The organism is Micromonospora sp. WMMD812 (genome assembly GCF_027497215.1).
GTDB lineage: Bacteria > Actinomycetota > Actinomycetes > Mycobacteriales > Micromonosporaceae > Micromonospora.
This window is the reverse complement of record NZ_CP114904.1, coordinates 2,897,446-2,923,412: the sequence shown is the minus strand read 5'-3', so window position 1 is coordinate 2,923,412 and position 25,967 is coordinate 2,897,446. Positions and strand designations below refer to the sequence as shown.

Here is a 25,967-nt window from a genome sequence, read left to right as displayed (position 1 = left end):
GTAAAACGGGAGTGAGGCGATCGGGGACCCGACAGCAATCCGGTCGGATCGGCGGACGCCGGCCCGTGCTCGGCGCCGGACCGATCCGCTCCCGCCGGCCGGGCGGTCCGATTTGTCGGCCTGGCGGGTCCGTGTGTCGGCCCGGTCCGCTTGCCACGCCCGGTTACCGTGCCAGCGGCCGGCCGACGGGGCCGGCACGGCACAGGCGACGGAGGGCGTTGTGGTCTTCAAACGGCTCATGCAGGCGATGGGCGTCGGTGGCCCGTCGGTGGAAACCGTGCTGGCCAACCCGAACTGCCGCCCGGGCGGCCAGCTCGAGGGCCGGATCCAGGTGGCGGGCGGCGACCACCCGGTCGACATCGAGTACGTGGCGCTCGGCCTGGTCACCCGGGTCGAGGTGGAGAGCGGCGACAACGAGTACAACACCAACCAGGAGTTCCACCGCCAGCGCGCCACCGGCGCGTTCCGGCTGGAGCCGGGGCAGCGCCACGACATCCCGTTCCGCTTCGACGTGCCCTGGGAGACTCCGGTCACCGAGCTGTACGGCCAGCACCTGCACGGGATGACCATGGGGCTGCGTACCGAGTTGGAGGTGGCCCGGGCGGTGGACAAGGGCGACCTGGACGCCGTGGCGGTGCACCCGCTGCCGGCGCAGGAGCGCCTGCTGGACGCGCTGCTGCGGCTGGGCTTCCGGTTCGCCCGGGCCGACGTGGAGCGCGGCCACATCTACGGCGTACGGCAGACCCTGCCCTTCTACCAGGAGATCGAGTTCCTCCCGGCGCCGCAGTACGCCCGGGCGATCAACCAGCTGGAGGTCACCTTCGTCGCCGATTCGCGGCAGATGCAGGTGGTGCTGGAGATGGACAAGCGAGGTGGCCTGCTCAGCGAGGGCCGGGACGCCTTCGGCCGGTTCACCGTCGACTACGCCACGCTGGACCAGACGGACTGGACCGCCCAGCTGGACGGCTGGCTGCGCCAGTCCGTGCAACGCCGCGGCCTCTTCTTCTGACCCCTCCCTCCCCGGTGTGCCCGCCCGGGTGTGGCGTCGGTGATCAAGAGGTTCGCGTCAGAGCCGGCCGGGGTTCTGACGCGAACTTCTTGATCAACAGGGCGGGGGTTTGGGGGATGGGGAGAGGGCCGGGGTCAGAGGTCCAGGAGGATGGTGCGGGGGCCGATGTTGACGCTCTCGACCAGCATGTGGGCGCGGAAGCGGCCGGTCTCCACCTTGGCGCCCCGGGCGCGCAGCGCCTCGACGACCTCCGTGACCAGGGGTTCGGCCACCTCCGCCGGGGCGGCGGCGGTCCAGGTCGGGCGGCGGCCCTTGCGGGCGTCGCCGTAGAGGGTGAACTGGCTGACCACCAGCACCGGGGCGCCGGTGTCCGCCGCCGACCGCTCCTCGTCGAGGATGCGCAGCTCGTACACCTTGCGGGCCATCGTCCGGGCGGTCTCGACGGTGTCGGTGTGCGTCACCCCGAGCAGCACCAGCAGGCCGTCGTCGATCGCGCCGACCACCTCGCCGTCGACGGTCACGCTGGCCCGGCCGACCGTCTGCACCACCGCCCGCATCAGCTCGCCCTCCCTACCCGTACCGATCCGCGGCCGGACGCCCTGACCGCCGCCATCAGCCGGCCACCGGCTCGATGATCCCGCGTTCCACCAGGTGCGCCACGATCGGTCCGGACGCCTCGGCCAGCTCGTCGGCCGTGACGTCGTGCGCCGCCGCGAGCAGGGCGAGCTGGTCGCGCAGCGGCAGCCGGCCGTCGGCGCCGCCGACCAGCGCCAGCACCAGCGGGTCGATCTCCTCGGTCCAGCGCAGCCCGTGCGGCATGGCCAGCACCTGCCGGTCCACCGCCCAACCGTCCTCGCCCATGGTCGCCTCCTGCCGCAGCTGGAGCCCGTCGGCGGCCCGGTAGCGCTCGGCGAGCAGCCCCTCGGTGTCGCGTACCCGCAGGAAGTCCTGTCGGTCGAACCAGGCGGCGATCCGGTCGCCCATCGGTGGCTCCACGCGCTGCCGCAGCTCCTCCACCCGGACCACCGGGTCGGCGTGCCCACCCCGGCGCAGCGACACGATGCCGAAGCCGATCGCCTCCACCTTGTGCGCGTCGAACCAGTCCAGCCAGGCGGCCATCCGCTGCGGGTCGGCCGTCTCCCCGACGTCGGTCAGCCACAGGTTCACGTACGCCATCGGGTCGGCCACCTCGCGCTGGATCACCCACGCGTCCAGGCCGGTGCCGGCGAACCAGCCGGCCACCCGCTCGTCCCACTCCTCGCCGGCGACGTGCACCCAGTTCGCCAGGTACTGCATGGTGCCGCCCTCGGTGAGCAGGTCGGGCGCGGCGGCGGCCAGCTCGGCGCCCATCGCGTCGCCGACCCGGCCGGAGTCGCGGTAGACGTGCGTGGTGGTGCCCGGCCCCACCACGAACGGCGGGTTGCTCACCACGAGGTCGAACCGGCGGCCGGCAACCGGCGCCACCATGTCGCCGCGGAGCAGCTCCCACTCCTGGCCGTTGAGCGCGGCGGTGGTGGCGGCGAACCGCAGCGCCCGCTCGGAGACGTCGGTGGCGGTGACCGAACGGGCGTGGGTGGCCAGGTGCAGGGCCTGCACGCCGGAGCCGGTACCCAGGTCCAGCGCGGCGTCGACCGGCCGCCGGACGGCGGCGCCGATCAGCGTCTGGGTCGCTCCGCCGATGCCGAGCACGTGCTCGGCGTGCAGCGGCCGGCCCGGCCGGGCGCTGGCCGGCACGTCGGCGAGCACCCACCACTCGTCGCCGTACGGTTCCAGGTCCACACCGGCGCGCAGCCCGTCGCCGTGCCGTTCCAGCAGCCCGCCGGCGACCGCCTCCGCGAGGTCGAGCGGGGCCAGCGCGGCGGCCACCGTCTCCTCCGTCTCGGTCTGGTCGCAGATGAAGACCCGGATCAGCGTGCCGAGCGGGTCGCGCTCCTCGGTGGCCCGCAGCGCGGCCCGGTAGTCGTTGCGGGCCACCCCGCCGGTGGCCTGCGGGCCGAGCCGGTCGGCGATGCCGTTCGAGGTGAACCGGGCCCGGGTCAGCGCCGTCCGCAGCGCGTCCACCCCGGCGGGGGAGAGCAGCATGTCGTGTTCGTCCACGTCGTCATCCTGCCTCCCGCGGTGTCCCGGCTCGGCGCCACCCGGCAGATCCGTGGGCGCCGGATGCGCGGGTGCCGGGGCGTCGGTGGCCCCTGTCCCCGGCGACCGGGCAGGATGGTGCACATGACGCTCGTGCTGCCCATCGACCCCGAGGCCAACCGGCTGCTGGAGCGCAGCCCGCTCGCCCTGCTGGTCGGCATGGTCCTCGACCAGCAGGTGCCGATGGAGAAGGCGTTCTCCTCGCCGTACGTGCTGGCCCAGCGGCTCGGCCACGACCTGGACGCCCGGGAGCTGGCCGAGTACGACCCGGAGGAGCTGGTCGCCGTCTTCGCCCAGCCGCCCGCGCTGCACCGGTTCCCGAAGGCGATGGCAGCCCGGGTGCAGGAGGTGTGCCGGGTGCTCGTCGACCGGTACGACGGCGACGCCGCGACGCTCTGGTCCGAGGTGACCGACGGGCGGGAGCTGCTGCGCCGGATCTCCGACCTGCCCGGCTTCGGCAAGCAGAAGGCGCAGATCTTCCTCGCGCTGCTCGGCAAGCGGTTCGACGTCCGGCCGGACGGCTGGCGGGAGGCGGCCGGCGGCTACGGCGACCCGGGTGCCCACCGCTCGGTGGCCGACGTGACCGACGCCGAGTCGCTGCGCCGGGTCCGCGAGTACAAGCAGCAGATGAAGGCCGCCGCCAAGGCCGCGAAGGGCTGATCCTGGCCGGCGGGGCCGGTCCGGGCCGGACCGACCGATCTCGTCCCGGCGCCCGCGCCGCGTGGTACGACTCTGGGGTATCTGGCACCGAGCGGACGGAACCGGCGGCCGATGACCACCGCGAACGGCGTTGGACTGCTGCGGGGCGGCGTCGCGGAGCCGCAGCGGGCGACGTTTCTCGAGCTGTTCTTCGACCTGGTGTTCGTGTTCGCGCTGACCCGGGTCTCGCAGCGGCTGATGGAGGACCTCACCGGGGGTCGGCAGATGGTCCTGCCGGCGGTCGGCCAGACGACGTTGTTGCTGTTGGCGCTGTGGCTGGTCTGGACGAACGCGGCCTGGGTGACCAGCCGCTACGACCCGCGCCGCCTGCCGGTCCAACTGATCATGATCGGGCTCATGTTCGCCAGCATGATCATGGCACTCGGGGTGTCCGGGGCCTGGGACGATCGAGGCCTGATCTTCGCGGTGGCGTACGTCGTCGCCCAGGTCGGCCGTCCCGCGGCCTTCCTGCTCGTGCTCCGCGGCCGGGAGCGGCGCATCCCGGCGCGGCTGGTCTGCTGGCATTCGGCGACGGGCGGGTTGTGGATCGTCGGGGCGCTCGTTCCGGAGGCGCCGGTGGGCGGCGCGCTGTGGACGCTGGCCCTGGCGATCGAATACGCCGGGCTCGTCCTCGGCTGGCCCACGCCGGGGCTCGGCCGGTCACCGATCACCCGGTTGGCGATCGCCAGCGAGCACCTGGCCGAGCGGTACGGGCAGTTTGTTCTCGTCGCGCTCGGCGAGTCCATCCTGCTCACCGGGGTGACCTTCGACGGCGGCCGATTCGGGGTCGGGCAGACGACGGCCTTCGTGGTGGCCTTCGCCACCACCGTGCTGCTGTGGCGGATCTACTTCTTCGGGTCCCGACGGGTGATCCCCAGGGCCATGACGGCCGGCCCCGGGGCGGAGGCCCGGATCGGGGCGGTGGGCGGCTACGGCCACCTGGCCATGGTGGCGGGCATCCTCGCCACCGCGGTCGGCTACGAGCTCGTCATCCGGCATCCGTCCGGGCACCTGGATCCGGCCTGGCTCGGGGTCATCCTCGGCGGACCCGCGTTGTTCCTGGCCGGCGGCGGCATGATCGAGTACTACACGCTGCGCCGGCCGCACTGGTCCATGGTCGCCGGGCTGGTGGTCCTGATCGCGCTGGCCCCGGTGGTGGCCCTCGGGCCGCCGCTGGCGGCCGCCGTCGTCGCCGTCGCGGCCCTGGCCGGGATCGCCGTGGCCGACGCGATTCGGCCGCCGGCCACGCCCCGTGCGGAGGTGCCGCCGCCGAGCTGACCCGGGACGCGCACCGTCCGCCGGCGCGCTCCCGGCCGGCCCCGGGGTCGGTGCCCGCGTCAGGCGGCGGTCGGGTGGGCCAGCGAGGCGAGCGCCCGGCGGACGTCGGCGAGCGAGACGGTGGCCGAGTCGTCCAGGTCGGCCAGGCCCGCCTCGATCCACTGCCGCATCAGGGTGGTCACCCCGATGCCGCGCGCGTCGGCCGCCGCCCGCACCCGTTCGTACGTCTCCAGCGGCAGCCGCACCGACCGGCTCACCATCGGCACGTCGGTGTCGGGGGTCGGCAGCTCCACCGGCTGACTCTCGTCGATCAGCTCCGCGAGCCGGTCGTCGCCGCTGTGGAACTGCTTGGTCGCGTCGTTACGGTGCATCGTCACCGCCTCCTCATCGGCGAGATCTCCGCACGGCCTCGTCGTAGCGCTTGGACTCGACGTCGCTAAGCTCGCGGGCGGAGAGGATGTCCCAGTCGTTGTCGGTGCCGTCGGCCTCGGCGAGCAGCACGGCCAGCCGGCGGCCCCGCCGGGCGGCGGCGTAGACGACCATCACGTCGTCGCCCAGGTGGCGGATGACCCGCCGGGCGCTGTGCAGCGCCTCCCAGACTTCCCCCGGTGTGACGTCGTAGACCTTCAGGTTGGCCAAGGCTTCGTCGGTGAAGCTGAACCTGCTGCCCACGACGGGAGCGTACCACGCACGTAACACGGACCGCTGCTGCGTCGAAGCTCGCTGATCACGGCAGGTGAGTGACAGGATGGGGCGTAATCCCCTCGAGGAGGTCCGTGGTGAAGCGTCAGGCGTACCAGCCGATTCTGATCACCGACGCCTCACGCAGCCAGGACGATCAGCTCACCACTCGTCAGCGACGCTATGTGCTGATGATGGGGATCCGGGTCGCGTGCCTGGTCGTGGGCGCGATCCTGGTGGGCGCGCAGCCCCCCCTGCTCTGGCTCTGGCTGTCGCTCTGCGCCCTGGGCATGGTGCTCATCCCATGGCTGGCGGTGCTGCTGGCCAACGACCGGCCGCCGAAGGAGGAGCACCGGCTGGCCAACCGGTTCCACCACCAGCACCGCGACGAGGCCCCGCCGATGAGCCTCACCGCCGAGGAGCGCCCCCACAAGGTCATCGACGCCGAACCCTGATCCCGGCGTCAGCGGGTCGGGCGGGCGCCGACGGTGGCGACCGCGAGCGCGCCGAGGTCGCCGGCCCGGGCCAGCGCGGCCTGCGGCTCGGCCCCGCCCAGCCACGCGGTCAGCAGACCCGCCGCGAAGGCGTCCCCGGCGCCGGTGACGTCCACCACCGCCACCCGCCGGGCCGGGGCCACGCTGACCGTTGCCGTCCGGTCCACCCACACCGCGCCGGCCGCCCCCCGCTTCACCACGACCCGGCGGGCCGTCGCCGACAGCACCCGCGCCTGGGCCGCCGGGTCCAGCCCACCGGCCAGCACGGTCGCCTCGTCGGCGTTGACCAGCAGCAGGTCGACATCGCGTACCCAGGCCAGGAAGGCCGCCGCCCCGACCCGCCGCAGGGGCGCCGCGGAGGCCGCGTCGACGCTGGTGGTGAGCCCGCGCTCGCGGGCGGCGGCCAGCGCCCGCAGCCCGGCCCCGCGCGACCCGGCATCCAGCAGGGTGTACGCGGACAGGTGCAGATGCCCGGCGTCGGGCGCCTCGGCGAGGGCCCGCTCGACGTGCGCGGCGGTCAGCCGCAGGTTCGCCCCGCGCTCGGTGACCATGGTCCGCTCGCCGTCGGCGGCCAGCACGACGACCGTGCCGGTCGCGGCGCCCCCGACGCGGTCGACCGCGCAGTCGACGCCACCGTCGGACAGTTCGGCCACCCGGTCGCGCCCGGCGGCGTCGTCGCCGACCGCGCCGACCAGCGTCACGGCCACCCCCTGGGCGGCGATCCAGGCGGCGGTGTTCGCCGCCTGCCCACCGCCGCCGAACCGGATCTCGGCCGGCGTGTCCGAGCCGGTGGCGAGGGGCCCGGACAGCACCGCGACCACGTCGGTGATCACATCGCCGACGATGACGACGCGCGACGCGCGGCTCATGCCGGGGCGTCGGTGCGGTGGGCGGCGGCCACCGCGATCCGCGCCGCCAGGTCGGCGTTGCGCAGGATGATCCGCACGTTCACCGCCAGGCTGGCGCCCTCGGTGGCGGAGTGGAAGTGGGCGAGCAGGAACGGCGTCACCGCCTTGCCGCTGATCCCGTCGCGCCGCAGCAGCGCCAGGCCCTCGGCGAGCGTACGGTCGTGCAGCGCCGGGTCGAGCTGCTCGCCGGCCGGGAGCGGGTTGGCCACGATCAGGCCCCCGGCGGGCAGCCCGTGCTGCGCGCGGGCGGCGAGCACGTCGGCCACCTGCTCCGGCGAGTCCACCGACCAGTCGAGGTCGAAGCCACCGTCGGTGAGGTAGAAGCCCGGGAACCGGCGAGTGCGGTAGCCCACCACGCCCACCCCGAGGGTCTCCAGGCGCTCCAGCGTGGCGCCCACGTCGAGGATCGACTTGACCCCGGCACACACGACCGCGATCGGCGTCCGGGCGAGGGTGACCAGGTCGGCCGACTCGTCGAAGGTCTGTGCCGCCTCCCGGTGCACGCCGCCCAGTCCACCGGTGGCGAAGACGCCGATGCCCGCCGCGGCGGCCACCGCGCTGGTCGCCGCCACGGTGGTCGCGCCGTCCGCCCCGGTCGCGGCGGCCACCGCGAGGTCGCGTACGGAGAGCTTGGCCACCCCGTCGACGGTGGCCAGCCGGGTCAGCTGCGCGTCGTCGAGGCCGACCACCAGCTCCCCGCCGACCATGCCGATGGTGGCCGGGACCGCGCCCGCGTCCCGGACGGCCGCCTCGATCTGCCGGGCCACCCGCAGGTTCTCCGGACGGGGGAGACCGTGCGAGACGATGGTGCTCTCCAGGGCGACGACGGGACGCCCGTCGCGCAGGGCCCCGGCCACCTCGGTGCCGTAACGGATGTGAAAGTTGGTCACGGTGATCACCGTACGTCCCGGCCCCGAAAGGGCTGAAGTGGACCGGACCGCGGTGACCTGCCAGACTTGTCGGTTGGAGGTGCAGACGTGAGCACACAGGTTCTCGAGCGTCCGGAGCTGAAGGACGCCGACACCGGTCCCGAGATGTTCCACTACGTCCGCAAGGACAAGATCGCCGAGAGTGCCGTGATGGGCACCTTCGTCGTCGCGCTCTGCGGGGAGACGTTCCCGGTGACCAAGGCCGCCAAGCCGGGTTCGCCGGTCTGCCCCAAGTGCAAGGAGATCTACGACTCCTGGGGCGAGTGAACCGGGGCGGCCTCCCCGGCCGCCCACGTAACCTGCGGCGGTGACCACCTCCACCGCCCTTCTCATCGCCGACCTCGTCGGCGTCGCGGTCTTCGCCGCGTCCGGCGCCTCCGCCGCGGTGGCCAAACGGCTCGACCTGTTCGGCGTCGTCTTCGTCGGCTTCGTGGCCGCCCTGGGCGGCGGGATCTTCCGTGATCTGGTCATCAACGAGGTTCCGCCGCTGGCCTTCGCCGACTGGCGGTACGCCACCGCGGCCGCGGTGACCGCGGCGGCGGTTTTCTGGTTGCATCCCCAACTGGCCCGGCTGCGGACCACCGTGCTGGTGCTGGACGCGGCCGGGCTCGGCCTCTTCACGGTCACCGGCACGCTCAAGGCCCTCGACGCCCGGGTCCCGGCGGTCGGGGCATGCGTGATCGGCATGCTCACCGCGATCGGCGGCGGGCTGGGCCGGGACCTGCTCACCGGCGAGATCCCGGTGGTGCTGCGCCGGGAGATCTACGCGGTGGCCGCTCTCGCCGGCTCGATCGTGGTGGCGGTGCTGCACGGCCTGGGGTACGTCGGCCCGGTGCCGCTGGTCACGGCGGCGGTGCTCATCTTCGGGCTACGGCTGGTGGCGCTGCGTCGACGGTGGGCCGCGCCGGTGGCGCCGATGCGTCCGCCGCGCACCCGGTCGGAGCCGGGGCCGGACGCGGAATGGTGACGGGCCGGGCCGCCGGCCGGCGCCCGGAGGTGGACCGCCGCCGGCGGTGACCGGCGGCACCTGAGTGGCGGATGTGACCAGCGTGGCGTCGCCTGGGCCGGGCGGCGCCCGCTGGTTATGCTGAGTCGGCCTTCGCGGCATCTTCGGCGCGGAGGCGTTTTCATGGGCGGCGGCACCCGTGGCCCTCGGCCGGGGTCCGCCTTCGTGCGGTCGGAGAGGAGCCTTCGCGTGGCAGCCCGGTTGCCGGCGATCGAGACGTTCCCGGCACTTCGCGCCTGGCAGCGCAAGGCGATGGTGGAGTACCTGCGCCGGCGTGCCGAAGACTTCACGGCGGTCGCCACGCCGGGAGCGGGCAAGACCACGTTCGCCCTGCGCATCGCCGCCGAACTGCTCGCCGACGGCACGGTCGAGGCGGTCACCGTGGTCGCGCCGACCGAGCACCTGAAGAGCCAGTGGGCGGAGGCCGCCGCGCGGGTCGGCATCCAGCTCGACGCCGCGTTCCGCAACGCCGACCTGCACTCCTCGGCCGACTTCCACGGGGCCGTGGTCACCTACGCCCAGGTCGGGATGGCCCCGCAGGTGCACCGGCGGCGCACCATGACCCGACGCACGCTGGTGATCCTCGACGAGATCCACCACGCCGGCGACTCCCGGTCCTGGGGCGACGGCGTGAAGGCCGCCTTCGAGCCCGCCGTACGCCGGCTGATGCTCACCGGCACGCCGTTCCGCTCCGACGACAACCCGATCCCGTTCGTCACCTACGAGCGCGGCGGTGACGGGCTGCTGCGCTCCCGCGCCGACTCGGTCTACGGCTACTCGGACGCGCTGCGCGACGGGGTGGTCCGGCCGGTGCTGTTCCTCGCGTACTCGGGGGAGACCCGGTGGCGGACCAACGCCGGGGAGGAGTTGGCGGCGCGGCTCGGCGAACCGATGACCCAGGACCTGATCGCGCAGGCCTGGCGGACCGCGCTGGATCCGGCCGGGGACTGGATGCCCCAGGTGCTGCGAGCCGCCGACGCCCGGCTCACCGTGCTGCGCGGGGCCGGGATGAGCGACGCCGGCGGCCTGGTCATCGCCACCGACCAGCAGACCGCCCGTGCGTACGCGAAGCTGATCGAGCGGCTGACCGGTGAGAAGGCGGCTGTCGTGCTCTCCGACGACGCCGGCGCCTCGGCGCGCATCGCGACGTTCTCGGCGTCCGACCAGCGGTGGCTCGTGGCGGTGCGGATGGTCTCCGAGGGTGTGGACATCCCGCGCCTGGCGGTGGGCGTCTACGCGACCAGCGCCAGCACGCCGCTCTACTTCGCCCAGGCGATCGGCCGGTTCGTCCGGGCTCGCCGCCCTGGCGAGACCGCCTCGGTCTTCCTGCCCAGCGTGCCGCACCTGCTCGGGCTGGCCAGCGAGATGGAGGCCGAGCGGGACCACGTCCTGGGCAAGCCGAAGGACTCCGACGGCTTCGACGACGACCTGCTCGAGCGGGCCCAGCGTGATGACCAGGCCAGCGGCGAGCTGGAGAAGAGGTTCGCCGCGCTCTCGGCCACGGCCGAGCTGGATCAGGTGATCTTCGACGGTGCGTCGTTCGGCACGGCCGCCCAGGCCGGCACCCCGGAGGAGGAGGAGTATCTGGGCCTGCCCGGTCTGCTCACCGCCGATCAGGTCTCCATGCTGCTCACCAAGCGGCAGGCGGAGCAGTTGGCCGCCCAGCGGCGTAGGGCGGCCGTCCGGACGGCTGAGCCGGCCGCTGCGGCCCCGGAGGCGCCGGCCGCGCCGATGAGCGCCGCCCAGCGGCGGGTGGCGCTGCGCCGCCAACTCAACGCTCTGGTGGCCGCCCGGCATCACCGCACCGGCCAACCGCACGGCAAGATCCACGCCGAGCTGCGTCGCCTCTGCGGCGGCCCGCCCAGCGCCCAGGCGACGATCGAGCAGCTCGAAGAGCGCATCGCCACCGTGCAGACCCTCTGAGATCCCCGCCCCGCCCCGGCGGGCTCCGCGGCCGTGGCGCCGGTTTGCGTTGATCAAGAGGTTTGCGTCAGGAATCGCGATCCGCGTGACGCGAACCTCTTGATCACGCGTGGGGCCGGACGGGGCGCGAGGGCGCGCTTGCGGGGCACGGGGCGGCCGGGGTGCGGGCGTGAAAAAGCCGGCCGGAGGCACCCATCGGGTGCCTCCGGCCGGCTGTGCCGGTTATGGAATCAGTTCGCCATCAAATCGGCGCCACGCCAGCTGAACTCGGGGTCCGCCGCGTACCGCACGGTGATCTTCACGAGATCCTCCGCGTACTTGTTCGCGTGGTGCCCACAGAACACCAACTCGCTCCCACCCGCCAGAGTGATGCGGAGCTTGCCGGCAGCATTGCAGCGGTCGCACCGTTCATCGGCGGCCGGGGGGCTCACCGTCTCGGGCGGCGGCGTGAGGGTCGGGGTCATCGCCTTCCTCCTCTGGTCGTCACCGATGAACACTCTCTTCGGTTGCTCACCTATCCTGCAACATCCTCGTCGGGCCTGGCCTTCCCTGTGTGCCCGCGGGGGACCGAGGTCACACATGGCAGGGACAGTGTGCCGTGTACCAAGGGTGCCACGTCAACGATCACAATCGTGCAACCGGTCGATCACCATCCGGCGTTGCACGCCAAGTGGTCAAACCGACACGCCGGGTTGACGATTCGGGCTCAGTCCAGGTAATCCCGCAGGACCTGGGACCGCGACGGATGGCGCAGCTTGGACATGGTCTTCGACTCGATCTGCCGGATCCGTTCCCGGGTCACCCCGTAGACCTGGCCGATCTCGTCCAGCGTGCGCGGCTGCCCGTCGGTGAGGCCGAAGCGCAGGCGTACCACGCCCGCCTCACGCTCGGAGAGCGTCTGGAGCACCTGCTGGAGCTGATCCTGCAGCAGCGAGAACGAGACCGCGTCGACCGCGACCACGGCCTCCGAGTCCTCGATGAAGTCGCCGAGCTGGCTGTCGCCCTCGTCACCGATGGTCTGGTCGAGCGAGATGGGCTCCCGGGCGTACTGCTGGATCTCCAGCACCTTCTCCGGTGTGATGTCCATCTCCTTGGCCAGCTCCTCCGGGGTGGGCTCGCGGCCCAGGTCCTGGAGCAGCTCGCGCTGTATCCGGCCGAGCTTGTTGATCACCTCGACCATGTGCACCGGGATGCGGATGGTGCGGGCCTGGTCGGCCATGGCGCGGGTGATGGCCTGGCGGATCCACCAGGTGGCGTAGGTGGAGAACTTGTAGCCCTTGGTGTAGTCGAACTTCTCGACCGCGCGGATCAGGCCGAGGTTGCCCTCCTGGATCAGGTCGAGGAAGGCCATGCCGCGACCGGTGTAGCGCTTCGCCAGCGACACGACGAGTCGCAGGTTGGCCTCGAGCAGGTGGTTCTTGGCCCGCTCGCCGTCCCGGGAGATCCACATCAGGTCGCGCTGCATCTCGCGGCTGAGCTTCTCCTCGCCCTCGTCGGCGGCGCGCAGGCGCTCCGCGGCGTAGAGCCCGGCCTCGATCCGCTTGGCCAGCTCGACCTCCTGCTCGGCGTTGAGCAGCGGGACCTTGCCGATCTGCTTCAGGTACGCCCGGACCGAGTCGGCGGAGGCGGTCAGCTCGGCGTCACGCCGGGCCTGCTTGAGGGCCTCCGACTCCTCGTCGTCCCACTCGAAGTCGTTGTCGGTGGCCGAACTCGCCGCGTCGGCTTCGGCGGCCTGGGTCAGCTCGGCCGGCTCCTCGACCACCACGTCCTCGATCTCGGCGGCGAGCGCCTCCGGATCGATCTCCGCCTCGCCGTCCTCGCCCTTGGCCTTCTCCGGCGCGGCCTTGGCCGGCTTGCCGGCGGCCGTGGCGACCGTCGCCTTGGTGGCCCGGGTCGACTTCGCGGCCTTGGCCGGCGCCGCCGCCTTGGCCACCGCGGCGGTGGTGCCGGCGGCCTTGCGCGCGGTCGCCTTCCGCGGGGCGGGCGCCGGCGACTCGTCGGCGGCGGGAGCCTGCTTCGGGGCGGGCGCGGCGGCCTTCTTGGTGGTCTTGGCGGTGGTGGCCCGGGACGCCGGCGTGGCGGAGCGGGCGGCGGCGACCCGGCGACGGGTGCTGGCCGAGCCGTCCACGACCACGGTCACTCCGGCCTCGGAGAGCGCCCGGAGGATCTTCTTGGCCTGGGCCGGAGTCACCTCGGCGGACTCGACGGTGCGCGCGAGCTGGGCCGACGTGAGCTGGCCGCCGGCGCTCTGCGCGTGGGCGATCAGGGTGTCGGTGAGCGAGCGAACGTCGGCGCCGGTCTGGCGGGGTTCTGTCACGAATGACCTTCCGGAGGCGAAGAGCGAGCACGGCCGGGTCGCCCGGCGCAGCAGGGGTTACCGTGCCGGACGATGTGGTTGAGGAACCCCCGTGTCCCGGGCCGGCCGGCCGGTCGTCGGCGGTCCGTGGCGCGTGGGCAGGGGTGAATTGTAACGCCGTCTGCGGCGATCATCCTGCGCCGCACGGCGTACGGGGCGCGGGGACCGCCAATTCGACGCAGATGTGGACTTTGTAAGGATGATACCCGCGCGTGAGCCGGAACGCCCCGGTCGTGCGGGAAGGGGACGAAGGATGGACCGTACGGTGCCGTCGCCGGGCAGTTTGCTGGAGATCGCGATCGAGGTCGCGCGGGACGCCGCGGCGACCGCGTACCGGATGCGGGCCGAGGGCGTCTCGGTGGCCGCGACCAAGAGCACGGTGACCGACGTGGTCACCGCCGCTGACCGGGCGGTCGAGCGGCAGGTTCTCGGCGCGCTGGGCCGGATCCGGCCGGCCGACGCGGTGCTCGGCGAGGAGTACGGGTCGGGTGACACCGGGCCGGTCGGCGCCGGCGGCGTGCGGTGGATCGTCGATCCGATCGACGGCACCGTCAACTACCTCTACGGGCTGCCCCACTGCGCGGTGTCGCTCGCCGCCGAGGTGGACGGCGAGGTGGTGGCCGGCGTGGTGCGCAACGTGGCCACCGGGGAGGAGTGGACCGCCACCGCCGGCGGCGGCGCGTGGCGCGACGGCGAGCGGCTGCGCTGCTCCACGGAGGCGGACCTGGGCCAGGCCCTGGTCGCCACCGGCTTCGGCTACGACCCGAAGCGTCGGGCGCACCAGGCTCGCGTGGTGGCCGAGTTGATCTCGCACGTCCGCGACATCCGCCGGTTCGGCGCCGCGGCGCTGGACCTCTGCCTGGCCGCCGAGGGTCGGGTGGACGCCTACTACGAGAAGGGGCTGGCCGCCTGGGACCAGGCGGCCGGAGCGCTGGTGGCCACCGAGGCCGGGTTGACGGTGGCCGGGCTGGGCGGCCGACCGGCGGGGCCGGAGCTGGTGATCGCCGCGCCGCCGGCGCTCTTCGCGCCGCTGCACGACCGGCTGGCCGACCTCGACGCGTCCGGCGGCCCCTGATCGCCCGCCGGCCGCGGTGCGGTCAGGTCACCTGTCCGCCGGGCCGGGGGCCGGGGGCCAGGTCACTTGTCGACCGGGGCGGGGCAGGAGCCGGGCGGCGCGACGGGGGAGCCCAGGTCACCGAGGGACTGGTTCACCTCGGTGGTGGTCGCGAGTTGCTGGAAGCTGTTGCCCAGCACGACATCCACCGTGTCGTCGGTCCGCTTCGCGTCGTAGACCGGCTCGGCGTTGTCGAGGAAGTACGCCCGGAGCAGGTGCGCCGAGCCGACGCCCTTCGGGCCGTACCGCAGCTCGGCGACGTCGTCCACCTGCTTCTTCTCGTTGCCGACCTTCTTGACCTGGAACTTGCGGTTGCGGAAGTCGTCGGCGACGGTCGCGGCGCGGCCGGCCTCGTCGGTCGCGTTCAGTACGTTGATCTTGACGTCCTTGGGCTCGTGCAGGGTGACGTCGGCGAGTGGCCAGCCGTCCGGGCAGCCCGCGGCGGTGCCGGCGTTGCCCTGGCTGTCGCGGACCAGCGCGACGACCACGAAGACCAGGGCGAAGACCGCCAGCAGGCCGACGACAACGAGTGCCCGCACTCGCGCAAAACTCATCTGGGCGCTCCCCGGACTTCAGAAGGGTGGCGGCGGCCGGCGGCGGATGCGCCGCCCCGGGCCGTCGGGTACGCCGCTGAGGTTAACGGTTGTCCGGCTGTCGCGTGGAAACAGCCGGACATGCCGGCGCGCCATCCCGGAACCAGGTACTACTACCCCTATCTTCGTGTCGCCTGAGTCACATTGGGAACATCTTCCCGTGCGGGGGCGTACATCTTTGCCACAAGGGCGGTATACATGCCTCGCCCAAAGGGGGGGTAAGGTACCGCGCTCGCTGGGGGGTTTCCTGGCGGCCCCGGGCCGGGATCGATTTCGGGTCGGGTGACCGACACAACGCGTGGCCGGCCAGCGGAACCGAAACAGCGTCGTCCGGCGTTACAACCGGAAGCGACAACATCGATATGGGAGAGTGAAACCGATGGCCACCGACTACGACGCCCCGCGTCGCGACGAGGTCGACCTCGGCGAGGACAGCCTGGAAGAGCTCAAGGCCCGGCGCGTCGACACACAGTCGGGCGCTGTGGACGTCGACGAGGCCGAGGTGGCCGAGAGCTTTGAGCTGCCCGGCGCCGACCTGGCCGACGAGGAGCTCACGGTCAAGGTGCTGCCGATGCAGCAGGACGAGTTCCGCTGTGCTCGCTGCTTCCTGGTCCACCACCGCAGCCAGCTGGCGGTCGAGCGCAACGGCGAGCTGATCTGCCGCGAGTGCGTCTGACCTCTGTCCACACCAGCGGCGGCCTCCCGATCGAGGCCGCCGCTGTCGGCGTCACCATGCGCCGCTAGCCGGGAACTGCTTGACTCGTAACGGTCAACCTACGACGACGTCAGCATCCGGAGGTCGGGACCGATGAGCGAGCAGGGCGGCGCACCCGAGCGCGACCCGGCGGAGCTGGGCGCCACCGTGGCGGCCTTGACCGAGGACGACATCGCGCCGGCGCGGCGCCGGCAGTTGCTGACCCGGCTCGTCGGCCAGGCCCGCACCCGCGGCCTGGGCGACCTGTTCAAGCCCCGGGCGGCGGTCCGCTGGATGGTCGACACCGTCACCGACATCGCCCCGCACGTCCCGGTCCGGGACCTGGCCACCCTGCGCCGGCACTTCGAGGGCCTGGACGATGAGGCGCTCGCCGAACGGCTGGTCCGCAACGCCGCCCGGGCGACCGCCGGGGTCGGCGCGGCCGGTGGCGGCGTGGCCGCGGTCGAGTGGACGGTCACCCCGACCCTGCTCTCCGCCCCGGTGCTGCTGGCGGCGGAGACGGTCGCCGTGGTGGCTGTCGAGCTCAAGCTGATCGGCGAGCTGCACGAGATCTACGGGGTCCCGCTGCCCACCGGCCGCAGCCAGCGGGCCGTCGCCCTGGTGCACGCCTGGGCCACCCAGCGCGGGGTCAACCCGATGATGCCGGGCGCGGGTATCGGGGCGGTGCTCGGCACCGCGGCCCGCCGGGAGCTGCGGGACACCCTGCTGCGGCGTTTCGGCCGCAACCTCACCACGCTGGGGCCGTTCCTCACCGGAGCGGCCGTGGCCAGCTTCCTCAACCGTCGGGCCACCCGCTCGCTCGGCGACCAGGTCCGCGGCGACCTGCGCCGCAAGCGCCTCGCGCTGCCCGGCCCGCCGCGCAACCTGCCCGGGCCGTCCGATCAGCCCTGAGCGTCGCGGGCGGCGAGGACCGCCTCGGCCAGCGCGACCGGATGCCGGGTGCTGACCACCCAGAACGGGGTCGGGTCGTCCGGATCGTCCAGCACCACCTGGACCGCGCCACCGATCCACGGACGCTGGACCACGAACGCCAGCGGGTCGGCGCCCACGCCGAGCACCTCGCGGCGGCCGGCGGCGTCCAGCGGGACCACGTCGGCGACGTACCGCACCGGCAGGCGGGCGTCGTCCACCAGCAGCTCGCCGTCGCGCACCGCCACCCGGATCCGGCCCAGCCACCACAGCCCGGCGGCGGTGACCGGCGGCAGGACCGCGAACGGCAGCCAGGAGCGCAGCCCGGGCGCACCCATCCAGATCTCCGCGGCGAGCAGGCCGGCGACCGCCAGCCCGGCCAGCCAGAGCCACCAGGACAGGCCGAGGCGCTCGGAGTACGCGGCGGGCGCCGCCACGGGCGGCGCCGGTGACGGCGAGGACGGCGACAGGCTCACAGTCCGAGGGTACGGCGGACGGCGGCCCGGGTACCCGGCAGGATGGCAGGGTCACCACTGGACCGGACGGAAGAGGGAATCGTGACCGACGTCGTACCCGTGCCCCTACGGCGGCTCGATCCCGAGCTGCCGCTGCCGGCGTACGCCCATCCCGGCGACGCGGGGGCCGACCTGGTGGCCGCCGCGGACGTCGAGCTGCCGCCCGGCGGGCGCGCCCTGGTCCCGACCGGGGTGGCGATCGCGCTCCCGGAGGGGTATGTGGGCCTGGTCCACCCCCGGTCCGGGCTCGCGGCCAGGCTCGGTGTGACGGTCCTCAACGCGCCCGGTACGGTCGACGCCGGCTACCGGGGGGAGATCCTCGTGAACCTGATCAACCACGATCGGGTGACGCCGGCGAAGATCGCCCGTGGCGACCGGATCGCCCAGCTCGTTGTGCAGCGGGTGGCGCGGGCGGACTTCCAGCCGGTGGCCGAGCTGCCGTCGTCCCGGCGGGGGACCGGCGGGCACGGCTCCACCGGCGGGCACGCCGGTCTGGTGCCGCCGCCGGCGGAGCCGCCGCGACCGGACCGGCGTAGCGAAGAGGTGACAGGGTGAGCGCGAACAGCGGAGGGTGGGCGCAGTGATCTTCTCCCGGAAGCGGGCCGGTGCCGGACGGCAGACCCGCGACGAGCGGCCCGAGGTCCGCGACGAGAACGAGATCGAGGCGGTGACCACGCCCGTCCTCACCCGTGGCCCGTACGACATCTCCGAGGCGCCGGCCGGCGTGGCTCGGCTGGACCTCGGCAGCCTGCACATCCCCGCGGTGCCCGAGGTCGAGGTGCGGGTGCAGGCCGACCAGCAGGGTGTGATCCAGCAGGTCGTGCTGGTGCACGGGGAGAACGCCCTGCAGCTCGGCGTCTTCGCCGCCCCCCGGTCCGAGGGGATCTGGGACGAGGTGCGCGAGGAGATCCGCCAGTCGCTGTTCACCGACGGCGCCGCCGCCCAGGAGGTCGCGGGCGAGTACGGCACCGAACTGCGGGCCCGGGTGACCACCCCGGACGGCGTGACCGACCTGCGCTTCGTGGGCATCGACGGCCCGCGCTGGATGGTGCGCGGTGTCTTCCAGGGCCCTTCGGCGAGCGATCCGGCGGCGGCCGGGCCCCTGACCGAGTGCCTGGACGGCCTGGTGGTCGACCGGGGCAACGAGGCCAAGCCGGTCCGCGAGCCGCTGCCGCTGCGGCTGCCGCGTGACGTCGCCGACCAGGCCGAGCTGCAGGGCGAGCCGGAGGGGGCGTCGCCGGACGGCGGGCGACCGGCCGCGCGGCCGCGCCAGGTCTGACCGCCCACCACCCGACCACCGGGACCGGCCCGATCGGCGTACGCTGGCGGGGCGGTCCCGGACGCCGGGTCCGGGCGGTGCCGGCGCGGGCCGGCCGGCGTGGAGAGGGTGACGCGGGGGTCATGACGACCGACGAGAGCCGGGTGTCGCTGCGGCGCATCCTGCAACGGCTCACCGCGAGCGAGGCCGAGATCGAGGCGGAGGAGCTGCAGCGCGAGAGCGCGGAGTGCGGCGGCACGCTGGCCCGGCAGTGCTCCCGGGGCCAGGTGGTCTCGGTCGCCGGGCGGCTGCGCACCGTGGTCTACACGCCGCGGACGAACCTGCCCACCCTCGAGGCCGACCTCTACGACGGCAGCGACGTGGTGACGCTGGTCTGGTTGGGCCGGCGGCACATCGCCGGAATCGAGCCGGGTCGGCACCTCACCGCCCGGGGGCGGGTCGCGATGCGAGACGACCGCAAGGTCATCTACAACCCGTACTACGAGCTGGACGCGCCGAAGTGAGTGACGGCGTGGGCACGGCGGACGGACGAGGGCCGATGACGACCGGACAGCACCCAGCGGCCGGGCCGGCGACCGGGCCGGAGGACGAGGAGCGGCTGCCCACCATCGCCGAGCAGATGGCCGACCAGCTCGGCGGCTGGCGCGGGCTGGTGGAGTCGAGCATCCCGGTGGTGGTCTTCGTGATCGCCAACATCGTCGGCGAGCTGCGCCCCGCGGTGATCGCCTCGGTGGCGGTGGCGCTGCTGATCGCCGGGCTGCGGCTGGCCCAGCGCCGCCCGATCCGGCACGCGGTCAACGGGCTCTTCGGCATCGCCATCGGTGCGGCGATCGCCTGGCGTACGGGGAACGAGCGGGACTTCTACCTCCCCGGCATCCTCTACGGCATCGGCTACGGCGTGGTCCTGCTGCTCTCCGCCGCCATCCGCCAGCCGCTGGTGGGCTGGATCTGGTCGGTGCTGGTCGCCAAGGGCCGGTCCGAATGGCGCGACGACCCCCGCCTGGTGCGGACGTTCACCTCGCTGACCGTGCTCTGGGGCGTGGTCTGGCTGGCCAAGGTCGGCGTGCAGGCCGGGCTCTACCTCGCCCACCAGGACACCGCGCTCGGTGTGGCCCGGCTGGTGCTGGGTTACCCGCCGTACGCGCTGCTGCTGCTGATCACCGTCTGGTGGGTGCGCCGGGTGACCCGGGAGACCCAGCCGGACCCGCTGCCCGGCAGCTGACCGACCCGCCCGGGCCGCCGGTCCCCGGCCCTCCGACCGGTGGTGGGGGAGCCGGGTGACGCGGTCGGCTCAGCTCGCCCCGCGGGTGCGCTCCACGCTGTCCGGGCCGAGGATCACCGCGCGCACGGCGTCCTCCACCTCGGCCGTGCACACGAAGATCAGCTCGTCGCCCGCCTCGATCGGGTCGTCCGAGCTGGGGACCAGCACCCGCTTGCCCCGCAGGATCGCCACCAGCGCGGAGTCGCGGGGCAGCGGCACCGCGTGGATCGGTTGGCCGACGTAGGGCGCGGTCGGCGGCAGGGTGATCTCGACGAGGTTCGCCTCGCCCTGCCGGAAGGTCATCAGCCGGACCAGGTCGCCGACGGTAACCGCCTCCTCGACCAGCGCGGCCATCACCCGCGGCTTGCTCACCGCGACGTCGACGCCCCACTGCTCCGTGAAGAGCCACTCGTTCTCCGCGCGGTTGACCCGGGCGACCACCCGCGGCACCGCGAACTCGGTCTTGGCCAGCAGCGAGACCACCAGGTTGACCTTGTCGTCCCCGGTGGCGGCGACCACCACGTCGCACCCGGCGAGGTTGGCCTCCTCCAGGCTGGCCAACTCGCACGCGTCGGCGAGAACCCACTCGGCGGTGGGCACCCGGTCCGGCCGGAGCATCTTCGGCTGCCGCTCGATCAACATCACCTGGTGGCCGTTGTCGATCAGCTCCTGGGCGATCGAGCGGCCCACGTTGCCGGCGCCGGCGATGGCGATCCGCATGGCTCAGTGCCCCCCTTCCGGCGGCGCCGCCGCCACCGACGTGACGGTGGTGGCGATGTCGTCGGTGACCAGCATGAACACCTGGTCACCCTCCTGCAGCAGCGTGGACGCGGTGGGCAGCGTGCCGATCCCGAAGCGGATCAGGTACGCCACCCGCGCCCCGACCGCCTCCTCCAGCCCACGTACCGACCGGCCGACCCAGTCCTTGTGCACCGGCACCTCGACGATCGACACCGTGCTCGTCGGATCGCGGAAGATCTCCACGTTCCCCTCCGGCACCAGGTGCCGCAGCATCCGGTCGGCGGTCCAGCGGACGGTGGCCACGGTCGGGATGCCGAGCCGTTCGTAGACCTGTGCCCGACGCTGGTCGTAGATGCGGGCCGCCACCCGGGACACCCCGAACGTCTCCCGGGCCAGCCGGGCGGAGATGATGTTGGAGTTGTCGCCGCTGGAGACCGCGGCGAACGCGTCGGCCCGCTCGATGCCGGCCTGCCTCAGCACGTCACCGTCGAAGCCGGCGCCCGTCACGGTGATCCCGGCGAAGTCCGGGCCGAGCCGGCGGAAGGCGTCGGCGTCCTGGTCGATCACCGCGACCGAGTGCCCCCGGGACTCCAGGCTGTGGGCGAGGGTCGAGCCGACCCGGCCGCAGCCCATGATCACGACATGCACGCTTCCTCCCAAGCTGCGACCCGTCCGCGCCGGGCCCGTCGACTGCGAGCCTGCCACGTCCCGGCCAGGAACGGGGACCGACCGTACCGCCGGCACGGGCGGTGATGATCGCCCACCCCCGCACCCCCGGCACGGTGGTCGTACTCTTGGCGTTCGTGGCCCACCCCACCTCGCTGCTGAAGCGGCTGCTCCTCGGTCGACCGTTCCGGTCCGACCGGCTGCAGCACACCCTCCTGCCGAAGCGCATCGCGCTGCCCGTCTTCGCCTCGGACGCGCTCTCCAGCGTCGCGTACGCGCCGGACGAGATCCTGCTGACCCTCTCCATCGCCGGGGCCTCGGCGTACGTCTTCTCGCCGTGGATCGCGCTCGCCGTGGTGGTGGTCATGCTGACCGTGGTGGCCAGCTACCGGCAGAACGTGCACGCCTACCCGTCCGGCGGCGGCGACTACGAGGTGGCCACGGTCAACCTGGGCCCGAAGTTCGGCCTCGGGGTGGCCAGCGCCCTGCTGGTCGACTACGTGCTCACCGTCGCGGTGTCGGTCTCCTCCGGGGTGGCCAACCTCGGCTCGGTGGTGCCCTTCGTGGCCACCCACAAGGTCATGATCGCGGTGCTCGCGGTGGTGCTGCTGACCGCGGTCAACCTGCGCGGACTGCGCGAGTCGGGCACCGCGTTCGCCATCCCCACGTACGGCTTCGTGATCGTGATGGGCGGGATGCTGCTTACCGGGCTGGTCCGGGTCTTCGTGCTCGGCGACGACCTCCGCGCGCCGAGCGCCGAGCTGGTCATCCAGGCCGAGCACAGCGTGACCGGGTTCGCCCTGGTCTTCCTGCTGCTGCGGACGTTCAGCTCGGGCGCCGCCGCGCTCACCGGCGTCGAGGCGATCTCCAACGGCGTGCCGGCGTTCAAGGCGCCGAAGAGCCGCAACGCGGCCACCACGCTGCTGCTGCTCGGTGTGATCGCGGTGAGCCTGCTGGTCGGGATCATCTGGCTGGCCCGGCTGACCCACCTGCAGTTCGTCGAGGACCCGGCCCTCCAGATCGTCTCCGGCCCCGAGGGGTACGTGCAGAAGACCGTGACCACCCAGCTGGGCGAGGCGGTCTTCGGGTCCGGGTCGATCCTGCTCTACGTGGTCGCCGGGGTGACCGCCCTGATCCTGTTCCTGGCCGCGAACACCGCCTTCAACGGGTTCCCGGTGCTCGGCTCGATCCTCGCGCAGGACCGCTACCTGCCCCGGCAGTTCCACACCCGGGGCGACCGGCTGGCCTTCTCCAACGGCATCCTCTTTTTGGCCGTCTTCGCGATCGTGTTGATCGTCGGCTTCCAGGCCGAGGTGACCCGGCTCATCCAGCTCTACATCGTCGGGGTCTTCGTCTCGTTCACCGTCTCGCAGGCCGGCATGATCCGGCACTGGAACCGGCACCTGCGGACCGAGCGGGATCCGGAGGCGCGCCGCCGGATGCACCGCTCCCGGGCCATCAACACGTTCGGCATGGGCCTGACCGGCACGGTGCTGGTGATCGTGCTGGTCACCAAGTTCCTGCTCGGCGCCTGGATCGCGATCGCCGCGATGGCGGTGATCTACCTGGTGATGCTGGGCATCCGCGCCCACTACGACCGGGTCGCGCGGGAGTTGACCCCGCCGGACGAGGGGCGCGCCGTCCTACCCGCCCGCAACCACGCGATCGTGCTGGTCAGCAAGCTGCACCAGCCGACCCTGCGGGCCATCGCGTACGCCCGGGCCACCCGGCCGGACACGCTCACCGCGGTGACCGTGAACGTGGACGAGAAGGACACCCGGGACCTCCAGGCGGAGTGGGAGCGGCGGGAGCTGCCGGTGCCGCTGACCGTGGTCGACTCGCCGTACCGGGAGATCACCCGGCCGATCCTGGACTTCGTCGCCAACACCCGACGGGAGTCGCCGCGCGACGTGGTCACCGTCTTCATCCCGGAGTACGTCGTCGGGCGCTGGTGGGAGAACTTCCTGCACAACCAGAGCGCGCTGCGGCTCAAGGGCCGGCTGCTCTTCGAGCCGGGGGTGATGGTGACCAGCGTGCCGTGGCAGCTCGCCTCGACCGCGAGCAAGGACCTCGACCGCCTGGACGCCACGCTGTCCCGCGGCCCGGCCCGCGGCCCGCGGGTGGCGCCGCGCAGCACCCTGCCGCCGAGCGTCCCGCCGGTGGTCTCCGCGCCGCCGGGCGAGGGCGGTGGCCGTGACTGAGCCGGCGGTGGGCCCGGGCGGCCCGGAGCTCGGCGAGCGCCCGGACGGGGCCGGAGCGGACGAGCCGGCCGGCGCGGACGACCGCCGCGGTCTGGCCGAGGCGGAGCGGGTCGAGCTGACCGTCGGCCCGGTCGCCCCCGGTGGGCACTGCGTGGCCCGGGTGGACGGGCAAGTCGTCTTCGTCCGGCACGCGCTGCCCGGCGAGCGGGTCGTCGCCGAGGTCACCGAGGTGCACAAGGGGTTCGTCCGCGCCGACGCGGTGACCGTGCTGAGCGCCTCCCCGGACCGGGTGGAGGCACCCTGCCCGTACGCCCGACCGGGCCGCTGCGGTGGCTGCGACCTCCAGCACGTCGCCCCGGCGGCGCAGCTGGAGTGGAAGGCCGCCATCGTGCGCGAGCAGTTGACCCGGCTGGGCGGGCTGACCGAGACCGAGCTGGAGCGGCTGGGTGTCCGGGTCGAGGCACTGCCGGGCGGGCCGCTGGGCTGGCGCTCCCGCGTTCGGTACGCGGTAGACGCGGCGGACCGGGCCGGGCTGCTCAAGCACCGCTCGCACGAGGTGGTGCCGATCGACCGGTGCCTGATCGCGCACCCGGCGATCCAGCGGCTGCGGGTGCTGACCCCGAGCGGCGCCCGCTGGCCGGACGCCGAGGCCGTGGAGACCGTCGCGTCCACCGGCGGCGACGTGGCCGTCGCGGCGGTGAGCGCGGGCGTGGCCACCCCGGCGGAGGGGCCGGCCACCGTCCACGAGGTGGCCGCCGGCCGGGACTGGCGCCTGCCCGCGACCGCCTTCTGGCAGGTCCACCCCGCCGCGGCGGACACCCTGGTCGGGGCGGTGCTGGAGCTGGTCGACCCGCGTCCGGGGGAGTCGGCCTGGGACCTCTACGGCGGCGCCGGGCTCTTCGCCGCCGCGCTCGCCGGCCGGGTCGGTGACTCGGGCCGGGTCACCCTCGTCGAGGCGGCCGAGCAGGGCGTCGCCGCGGCCCGGGAGAACCTGCGTGACCTGCCCCGCGTCGAGGTGGTGGCGGCCCGGGTGGAGACCGCGCTGACCCGCCGGCGGATCACCGGCCCGGTCGACGTGGTGGTGCTCGACCCGCCGCGTACCGGCGCCGGCGCCCGGGTGGTCCGCCAACTGGTCGCCGCGGGGCCGCGGGCGATCGGGTACGTGGCCTGCGACCCGGCCGCGTTCGCCCGGGACGTGCGCACCTTCGCCGAATCGGGCTGGCGGCTCGCCGCGCTGCGCGGTTTCGACCTGTTCCCGATGACCCAGCACGTCGAGCTGGTCGGCCTGCTGCTGCCACCCGACTGAGACCCGGTCGCCGGCGCTAACCTGGCGCGGTGAAGATCGTCGGGTTGATGTCGGGGACGTCGTACGACGGGGTCGACGTGGCCGCCGCCGAGTTCCGCACCGAGGGGGACACGCTCTGGCTGCGTCCGCTGGGGCACCGGGGCATCGACTACGACGCGGAGCTGCGCGCGCGGATCGGGGCGCTGCTGCCCCCGTCGGCCACCACCATCGAGGCGGTCTGCCAGCTGGACAACCGGTTGGGCGGGGTGTTCGCCGAGGCGGCGGCGATCGGGCTGGAGCTGGCCGGCGGCGCGGCCGACGTGGTGGTCTCGCCCGGGCAGACCGTCTTCCACTGGGTGGAGGCCGGGGTCGCCCGGGGCACCCTGCAACTCGGTTCGCCGGCCCGGGTGGCCGCCCGGGCCGGCGTACCCGTGCTCAGCGACCTGCGCTCGGCGGACATCGCCGCCGGCGGGCAGGGCGCGCCGCTGGTGCCGGCCTTCGACGCCCTGCTGCTGGCACCCGACGACGGGGCGCCCGCCGCGGCGCCGCGGGCCGCGCTGAACCTCGGCGGCATCGCCAACCTCACCGTGATCGCACCGGGCGCGCCGGTCCTCGGGTACGACGTCGGGCCGGCCAACGCGCTGCTGGACGCGGCGGCACGCCGTCTCCTGAACCGGCCCTGCGACCTCGACGGCGCGCGGGCGGCGGCCGGGCGGGTGCATCCGGGCCTGCTCGACGCGCTGCTCGCCGAGCCGTACTACGCCGCGCCGCCGCCGAAGTCGACCGGCAAGGAGCTGTTCCACGCCGGCTACCTGGACGAGCGGCTGGTCGGGCTCGGTGAGCCGGTCCCGGCCGACGACGTGCTGGCCACGCTGACCGAGTTGACCGCCCGGGTGGTGGCGGCCGAGTGCGACCGGCACGGGGTGGTCGAGGTGGTCGCGGCCGGCGGTGGAGTGCGCAATCCCACGCTCCGCGGCCGGCTCGCTGCGCTCGGCGCCGGCCGGTGGCGGCTGAGCACCACCGACGAGCTGGGCGTGTCGGCGCAGGCCAAGGAGGCGTACGCCTTCGCGCTGCTCGGCTGGCTGTCCTGGCACGGACTGCCGGGGGCGATCCCTTCGGTGACCGGCGCCTCCCGGCCCTCGGTGCTCGGCTCCTGGACCCCCTCCGGGCCCGGCCCGCGGACCGCGCCTCCGGCACCGCCGCGCCGGCTGCGAATCGACTGCTGACGCCCAGCTCAACGGCCGGATACACCCTGTACCCGGCACGCTC

At 73.7% G+C, this 25,967-nt stretch carries 29 protein-coding genes; 17 read left to right on the top strand and 12 right to left on the bottom strand.

The window, feature by feature from the left end; genetic code table 11:
* The first annotated feature begins 220 nt into the window (after positions 1-220).
* Positions 221-1,009: a sporulation protein gene (locus tag O7603_RS13360; RefSeq protein ID WP_281576026.1), complete on the top strand. Its 789-nt coding sequence runs from the start codon at positions 221-223 to the stop codon at positions 1,007-1,009.
* Between the two features lie 134 nt (positions 1,010-1,143).
* Here the strand turns inward: O7603_RS13360 and dtd are convergent, their stop codons facing one another.
* Together dtd and O7603_RS13350 are read right to left on the bottom strand one after the other, a co-directional pair.
* Positions 1,144-1,566: a D-aminoacyl-tRNA deacylase gene (dtd, locus tag O7603_RS13355; protein WP_281576025.1), complete on the bottom strand. Its 423-nt coding sequence runs from the start codon at positions 1,564-1,566 to the stop codon at positions 1,144-1,146.
* Between the two features lie 55 nt (positions 1,567-1,621).
* Positions 1,622-3,106 carry a methyltransferase gene (locus O7603_RS13350; RefSeq protein WP_281576024.1) on the bottom strand — a complete coding sequence of 495 codons (1,485 nt, stop codon included), beginning with the start codon at positions 3,104-3,106 and terminating at the stop codon, positions 1,622-1,624.
* Positions 3,107-3,220: 114 nt separating this feature from the next.
* Here O7603_RS13350 and O7603_RS13345 point away from each other — a divergent pair, with 114 nt between their 5' ends.
* On the top strand, positions 3,221-3,805 hold the full coding sequence (locus O7603_RS13345; protein WP_281576687.1) for an HhH-GPD-type base excision DNA repair protein: 585 nt from the start codon (positions 3,221-3,223) through the stop codon (positions 3,803-3,805).
* 111 nt (positions 3,806-3,916) lie between these two features.
* Positions 3,917-5,122 (top strand): low temperature requirement protein A, encoded by a 1,206-nt coding sequence (locus tag O7603_RS13340; RefSeq protein WP_281576023.1) that lies wholly within the window; start codon positions 3,917-3,919, stop codon positions 5,120-5,122.
* A gap of 59 nt (positions 5,123-5,181) precedes the next feature.
* Here O7603_RS13340 and O7603_RS13335 read toward each other — a convergent pair whose 3' ends face one another.
* The gene (locus O7603_RS13335) at positions 5,182-5,493 is read right to left on the bottom strand and encodes a hypothetical protein (protein ID WP_091590702.1); all 312 of its coding nucleotides are present in this window, start codon (positions 5,491-5,493) and stop codon (positions 5,182-5,184) included.
* A gap of 13 nt (positions 5,494-5,506) precedes the next feature.
* Positions 5,507-5,794 carry a hypothetical protein gene (locus O7603_RS13330; RefSeq protein WP_281576022.1) on the bottom strand — a complete coding sequence of 96 codons (288 nt, stop codon included), beginning with the start codon at positions 5,792-5,794 and terminating at the stop codon, positions 5,507-5,509.
* A 107-nt stretch (positions 5,795-5,901) separates the two neighbouring features.
* Between O7603_RS13330 and O7603_RS13325 the strand changes: the two genes are divergently transcribed.
* Positions 5,902-6,258 (top strand): DUF3099 domain-containing protein, encoded by a 357-nt coding sequence (locus O7603_RS13325; RefSeq protein ID WP_281576021.1) that lies wholly within the window; start codon positions 5,902-5,904, stop codon positions 6,256-6,258.
* Positions 6,259-6,266: 8 nt separating this feature from the next.
* Here the strand turns inward: O7603_RS13325 and O7603_RS13320 are convergent, their stop codons facing one another.
* Both O7603_RS13320 and O7603_RS13315 read right to left on the bottom strand, forming a co-directional pair.
* The gene (locus tag O7603_RS13320) at positions 6,267-7,166 is read right to left on the bottom strand and encodes a PfkB family carbohydrate kinase (protein WP_281576020.1); all 900 of its coding nucleotides are present in this window, start codon (positions 7,164-7,166) and stop codon (positions 6,267-6,269) included.
* Complete coding sequence (locus tag O7603_RS13315; protein ID WP_281576019.1) at positions 7,163-8,095, bottom strand: pseudouridine-5'-phosphate glycosidase; 933 nt, start codon at positions 8,093-8,095, stop codon at positions 7,163-7,165. Before O7603_RS13315 ends, O7603_RS13320 begins: the two co-directional genes overlap by 4 nt.
* A gap of 87 nt (positions 8,096-8,182) precedes the next feature.
* Between O7603_RS13315 and O7603_RS13310 the strand changes: the two genes are divergently transcribed.
* The 3 genes from O7603_RS13310 (at position 8,183) to O7603_RS13300 (ending at position 11,063) form a co-directional block, all read left to right on the top strand.
* Positions 8,183-8,401 (top strand): DUF3039 domain-containing protein, encoded by a 219-nt coding sequence (locus O7603_RS13310; RefSeq protein ID WP_120777989.1) that lies wholly within the window; start codon positions 8,183-8,185, stop codon positions 8,399-8,401.
* Positions 8,402-8,441: 40 nt separating this feature from the next.
* Complete coding sequence (locus O7603_RS13305; protein WP_281576018.1) at positions 8,442-9,101, top strand: trimeric intracellular cation channel family protein; 660 nt, start codon at positions 8,442-8,444, stop codon at positions 9,099-9,101.
* A gap of 228 nt (positions 9,102-9,329) precedes the next feature.
* Positions 9,330-11,063, top strand: a complete 1,734-nt coding sequence (locus O7603_RS13300; RefSeq protein WP_281576017.1) for a DEAD/DEAH box helicase — start codon at positions 9,330-9,332, stop codon at positions 11,061-11,063.
* Between the two features lie 230 nt (positions 11,064-11,293).
* Here the strand turns inward: O7603_RS13300 and O7603_RS13295 are convergent, their stop codons facing one another.
* Together O7603_RS13295 and O7603_RS13290 are read right to left on the bottom strand one after the other, a co-directional pair.
* Complete coding sequence (locus O7603_RS13295; RefSeq protein WP_265008284.1) at positions 11,294-11,527, bottom strand: hypothetical protein; 234 nt, start codon at positions 11,525-11,527, stop codon at positions 11,294-11,296.
* 242 nt (positions 11,528-11,769) lie between these two features.
* Positions 11,770-13,380 (bottom strand): RNA polymerase sigma factor, encoded by a 1,611-nt coding sequence (locus tag O7603_RS13290; RefSeq protein WP_281576016.1) that lies wholly within the window; start codon positions 13,378-13,380, stop codon positions 11,770-11,772.
* 292 nt (positions 13,381-13,672) lie between these two features.
* Between O7603_RS13290 and O7603_RS13285 the strand changes: the two genes are divergently transcribed.
* Complete coding sequence (locus O7603_RS13285; RefSeq protein ID WP_281576015.1) at positions 13,673-14,494, top strand: inositol monophosphatase family protein; 822 nt, start codon at positions 13,673-13,675, stop codon at positions 14,492-14,494.
* 62 nt (positions 14,495-14,556) lie between these two features.
* Here O7603_RS13285 and O7603_RS13280 read toward each other — a convergent pair whose 3' ends face one another.
* Positions 14,557-15,072 carry a LytR C-terminal domain-containing protein gene (locus tag O7603_RS13280; RefSeq protein WP_281576686.1) on the bottom strand — a complete coding sequence of 172 codons (516 nt, stop codon included), beginning with the start codon at positions 15,070-15,072 and terminating at the stop codon, positions 14,557-14,559.
* A 433-nt stretch (positions 15,073-15,505) separates the two neighbouring features.
* Here O7603_RS13280 and O7603_RS13275 point away from each other — a divergent pair, with 433 nt between their 5' ends.
* The gene (locus O7603_RS13275; protein WP_091269374.1) at positions 15,506-15,802 is read left to right on the top strand and encodes a DUF4193 domain-containing protein; all 297 of its coding nucleotides are present in this window, start codon (positions 15,506-15,508) and stop codon (positions 15,800-15,802) included.
* 132 nt (positions 15,803-15,934) lie between these two features.
* Positions 15,935-16,732, top strand: coding sequence for a hypothetical protein (locus O7603_RS13270; RefSeq protein WP_281576014.1), 798 nt, complete (start codon positions 15,935-15,937; stop codon positions 16,730-16,732).
* On the opposite strand, the gene O7603_RS13265 is transcribed toward O7603_RS13270, so the two are convergent.
* Positions 16,723-17,220: a DUF3093 domain-containing protein gene (locus O7603_RS13265; RefSeq protein WP_281576685.1), complete on the bottom strand. Its 498-nt coding sequence runs from the start codon at positions 17,218-17,220 to the stop codon at positions 16,723-16,725. The genes O7603_RS13270 and O7603_RS13265 overlap by 10 nt on opposite strands.
* 87 nt (positions 17,221-17,307) lie before the next feature.
* Between O7603_RS13265 and dut the strand changes: the two genes are divergently transcribed.
* The 4 genes from dut (at position 17,308) to O7603_RS13245 (ending at position 19,766) form a co-directional block, all read left to right on the top strand.
* Positions 17,308-17,820, top strand: coding sequence for a dUTP diphosphatase (gene dut / locus O7603_RS13260; protein ID WP_281576013.1), 513 nt, complete (start codon positions 17,308-17,310; stop codon positions 17,818-17,820).
* Positions 17,821-17,845: 25 nt separating this feature from the next.
* Positions 17,846-18,544, top strand: a complete 699-nt coding sequence (locus tag O7603_RS13255) for a DUF3710 domain-containing protein (RefSeq protein ID WP_281576012.1) — start codon at positions 17,846-17,848, stop codon at positions 18,542-18,544.
* A 122-nt stretch (positions 18,545-18,666) separates the two neighbouring features.
* A complete protein-coding gene (locus O7603_RS13250; protein WP_281576011.1) occupies positions 18,667-19,047 on the top strand; it encodes an OB-fold nucleic acid binding domain-containing protein in 381 nt (126 codons plus the stop codon).
* A 35-nt stretch (positions 19,048-19,082) separates the two neighbouring features.
* On the top strand, positions 19,083-19,766 hold the full coding sequence (locus O7603_RS13245) for a DUF3159 domain-containing protein (protein ID WP_281576010.1): 684 nt from the start codon (positions 19,083-19,085) through the stop codon (positions 19,764-19,766).
* 69 nt (positions 19,767-19,835) lie between these two features.
* Here O7603_RS13245 and O7603_RS13240 read toward each other — a convergent pair whose 3' ends face one another.
* Entirely contained in the window at positions 19,836-20,525 is a 690-nt protein-coding gene (locus tag O7603_RS13240) for a TrkA family potassium uptake protein (RefSeq protein WP_281576009.1), read from the bottom strand.
* A 3-nt stretch (positions 20,526-20,528) separates the two neighbouring features.
* Positions 20,529-21,194 (bottom strand): TrkA family potassium uptake protein, encoded by a 666-nt coding sequence (locus O7603_RS13235; protein ID WP_281576008.1) that lies wholly within the window; start codon positions 21,192-21,194, stop codon positions 20,529-20,531.
* A gap of 155 nt (positions 21,195-21,349) precedes the next feature.
* On the opposite strand from O7603_RS13235, the gene O7603_RS13230 reads away from it, so the two are divergent.
* From O7603_RS13230 to O7603_RS13220, 3 genes are all read left to right on the top strand, one after another.
* Positions 21,350-23,413, top strand: a complete 2,064-nt coding sequence (locus O7603_RS13230) for an APC family permease (protein WP_281576684.1) — start codon at positions 21,350-21,352, stop codon at positions 23,411-23,413.
* A gap of 91 nt (positions 23,414-23,504) precedes the next feature.
* Entirely contained in the window at positions 23,505-24,719 is a 1,215-nt protein-coding gene (locus tag O7603_RS13225; protein ID WP_281576683.1) for a TRAM domain-containing protein, read from the top strand.
* Between the two features lie 29 nt (positions 24,720-24,748).
* Positions 24,749-25,924 (top strand): anhydro-N-acetylmuramic acid kinase, encoded by a 1,176-nt coding sequence (locus O7603_RS13220; RefSeq protein ID WP_281576007.1) that lies wholly within the window; start codon positions 24,749-24,751, stop codon positions 25,922-25,924.
* Positions 25,925-25,967: the final 43 nt, after the last annotated feature.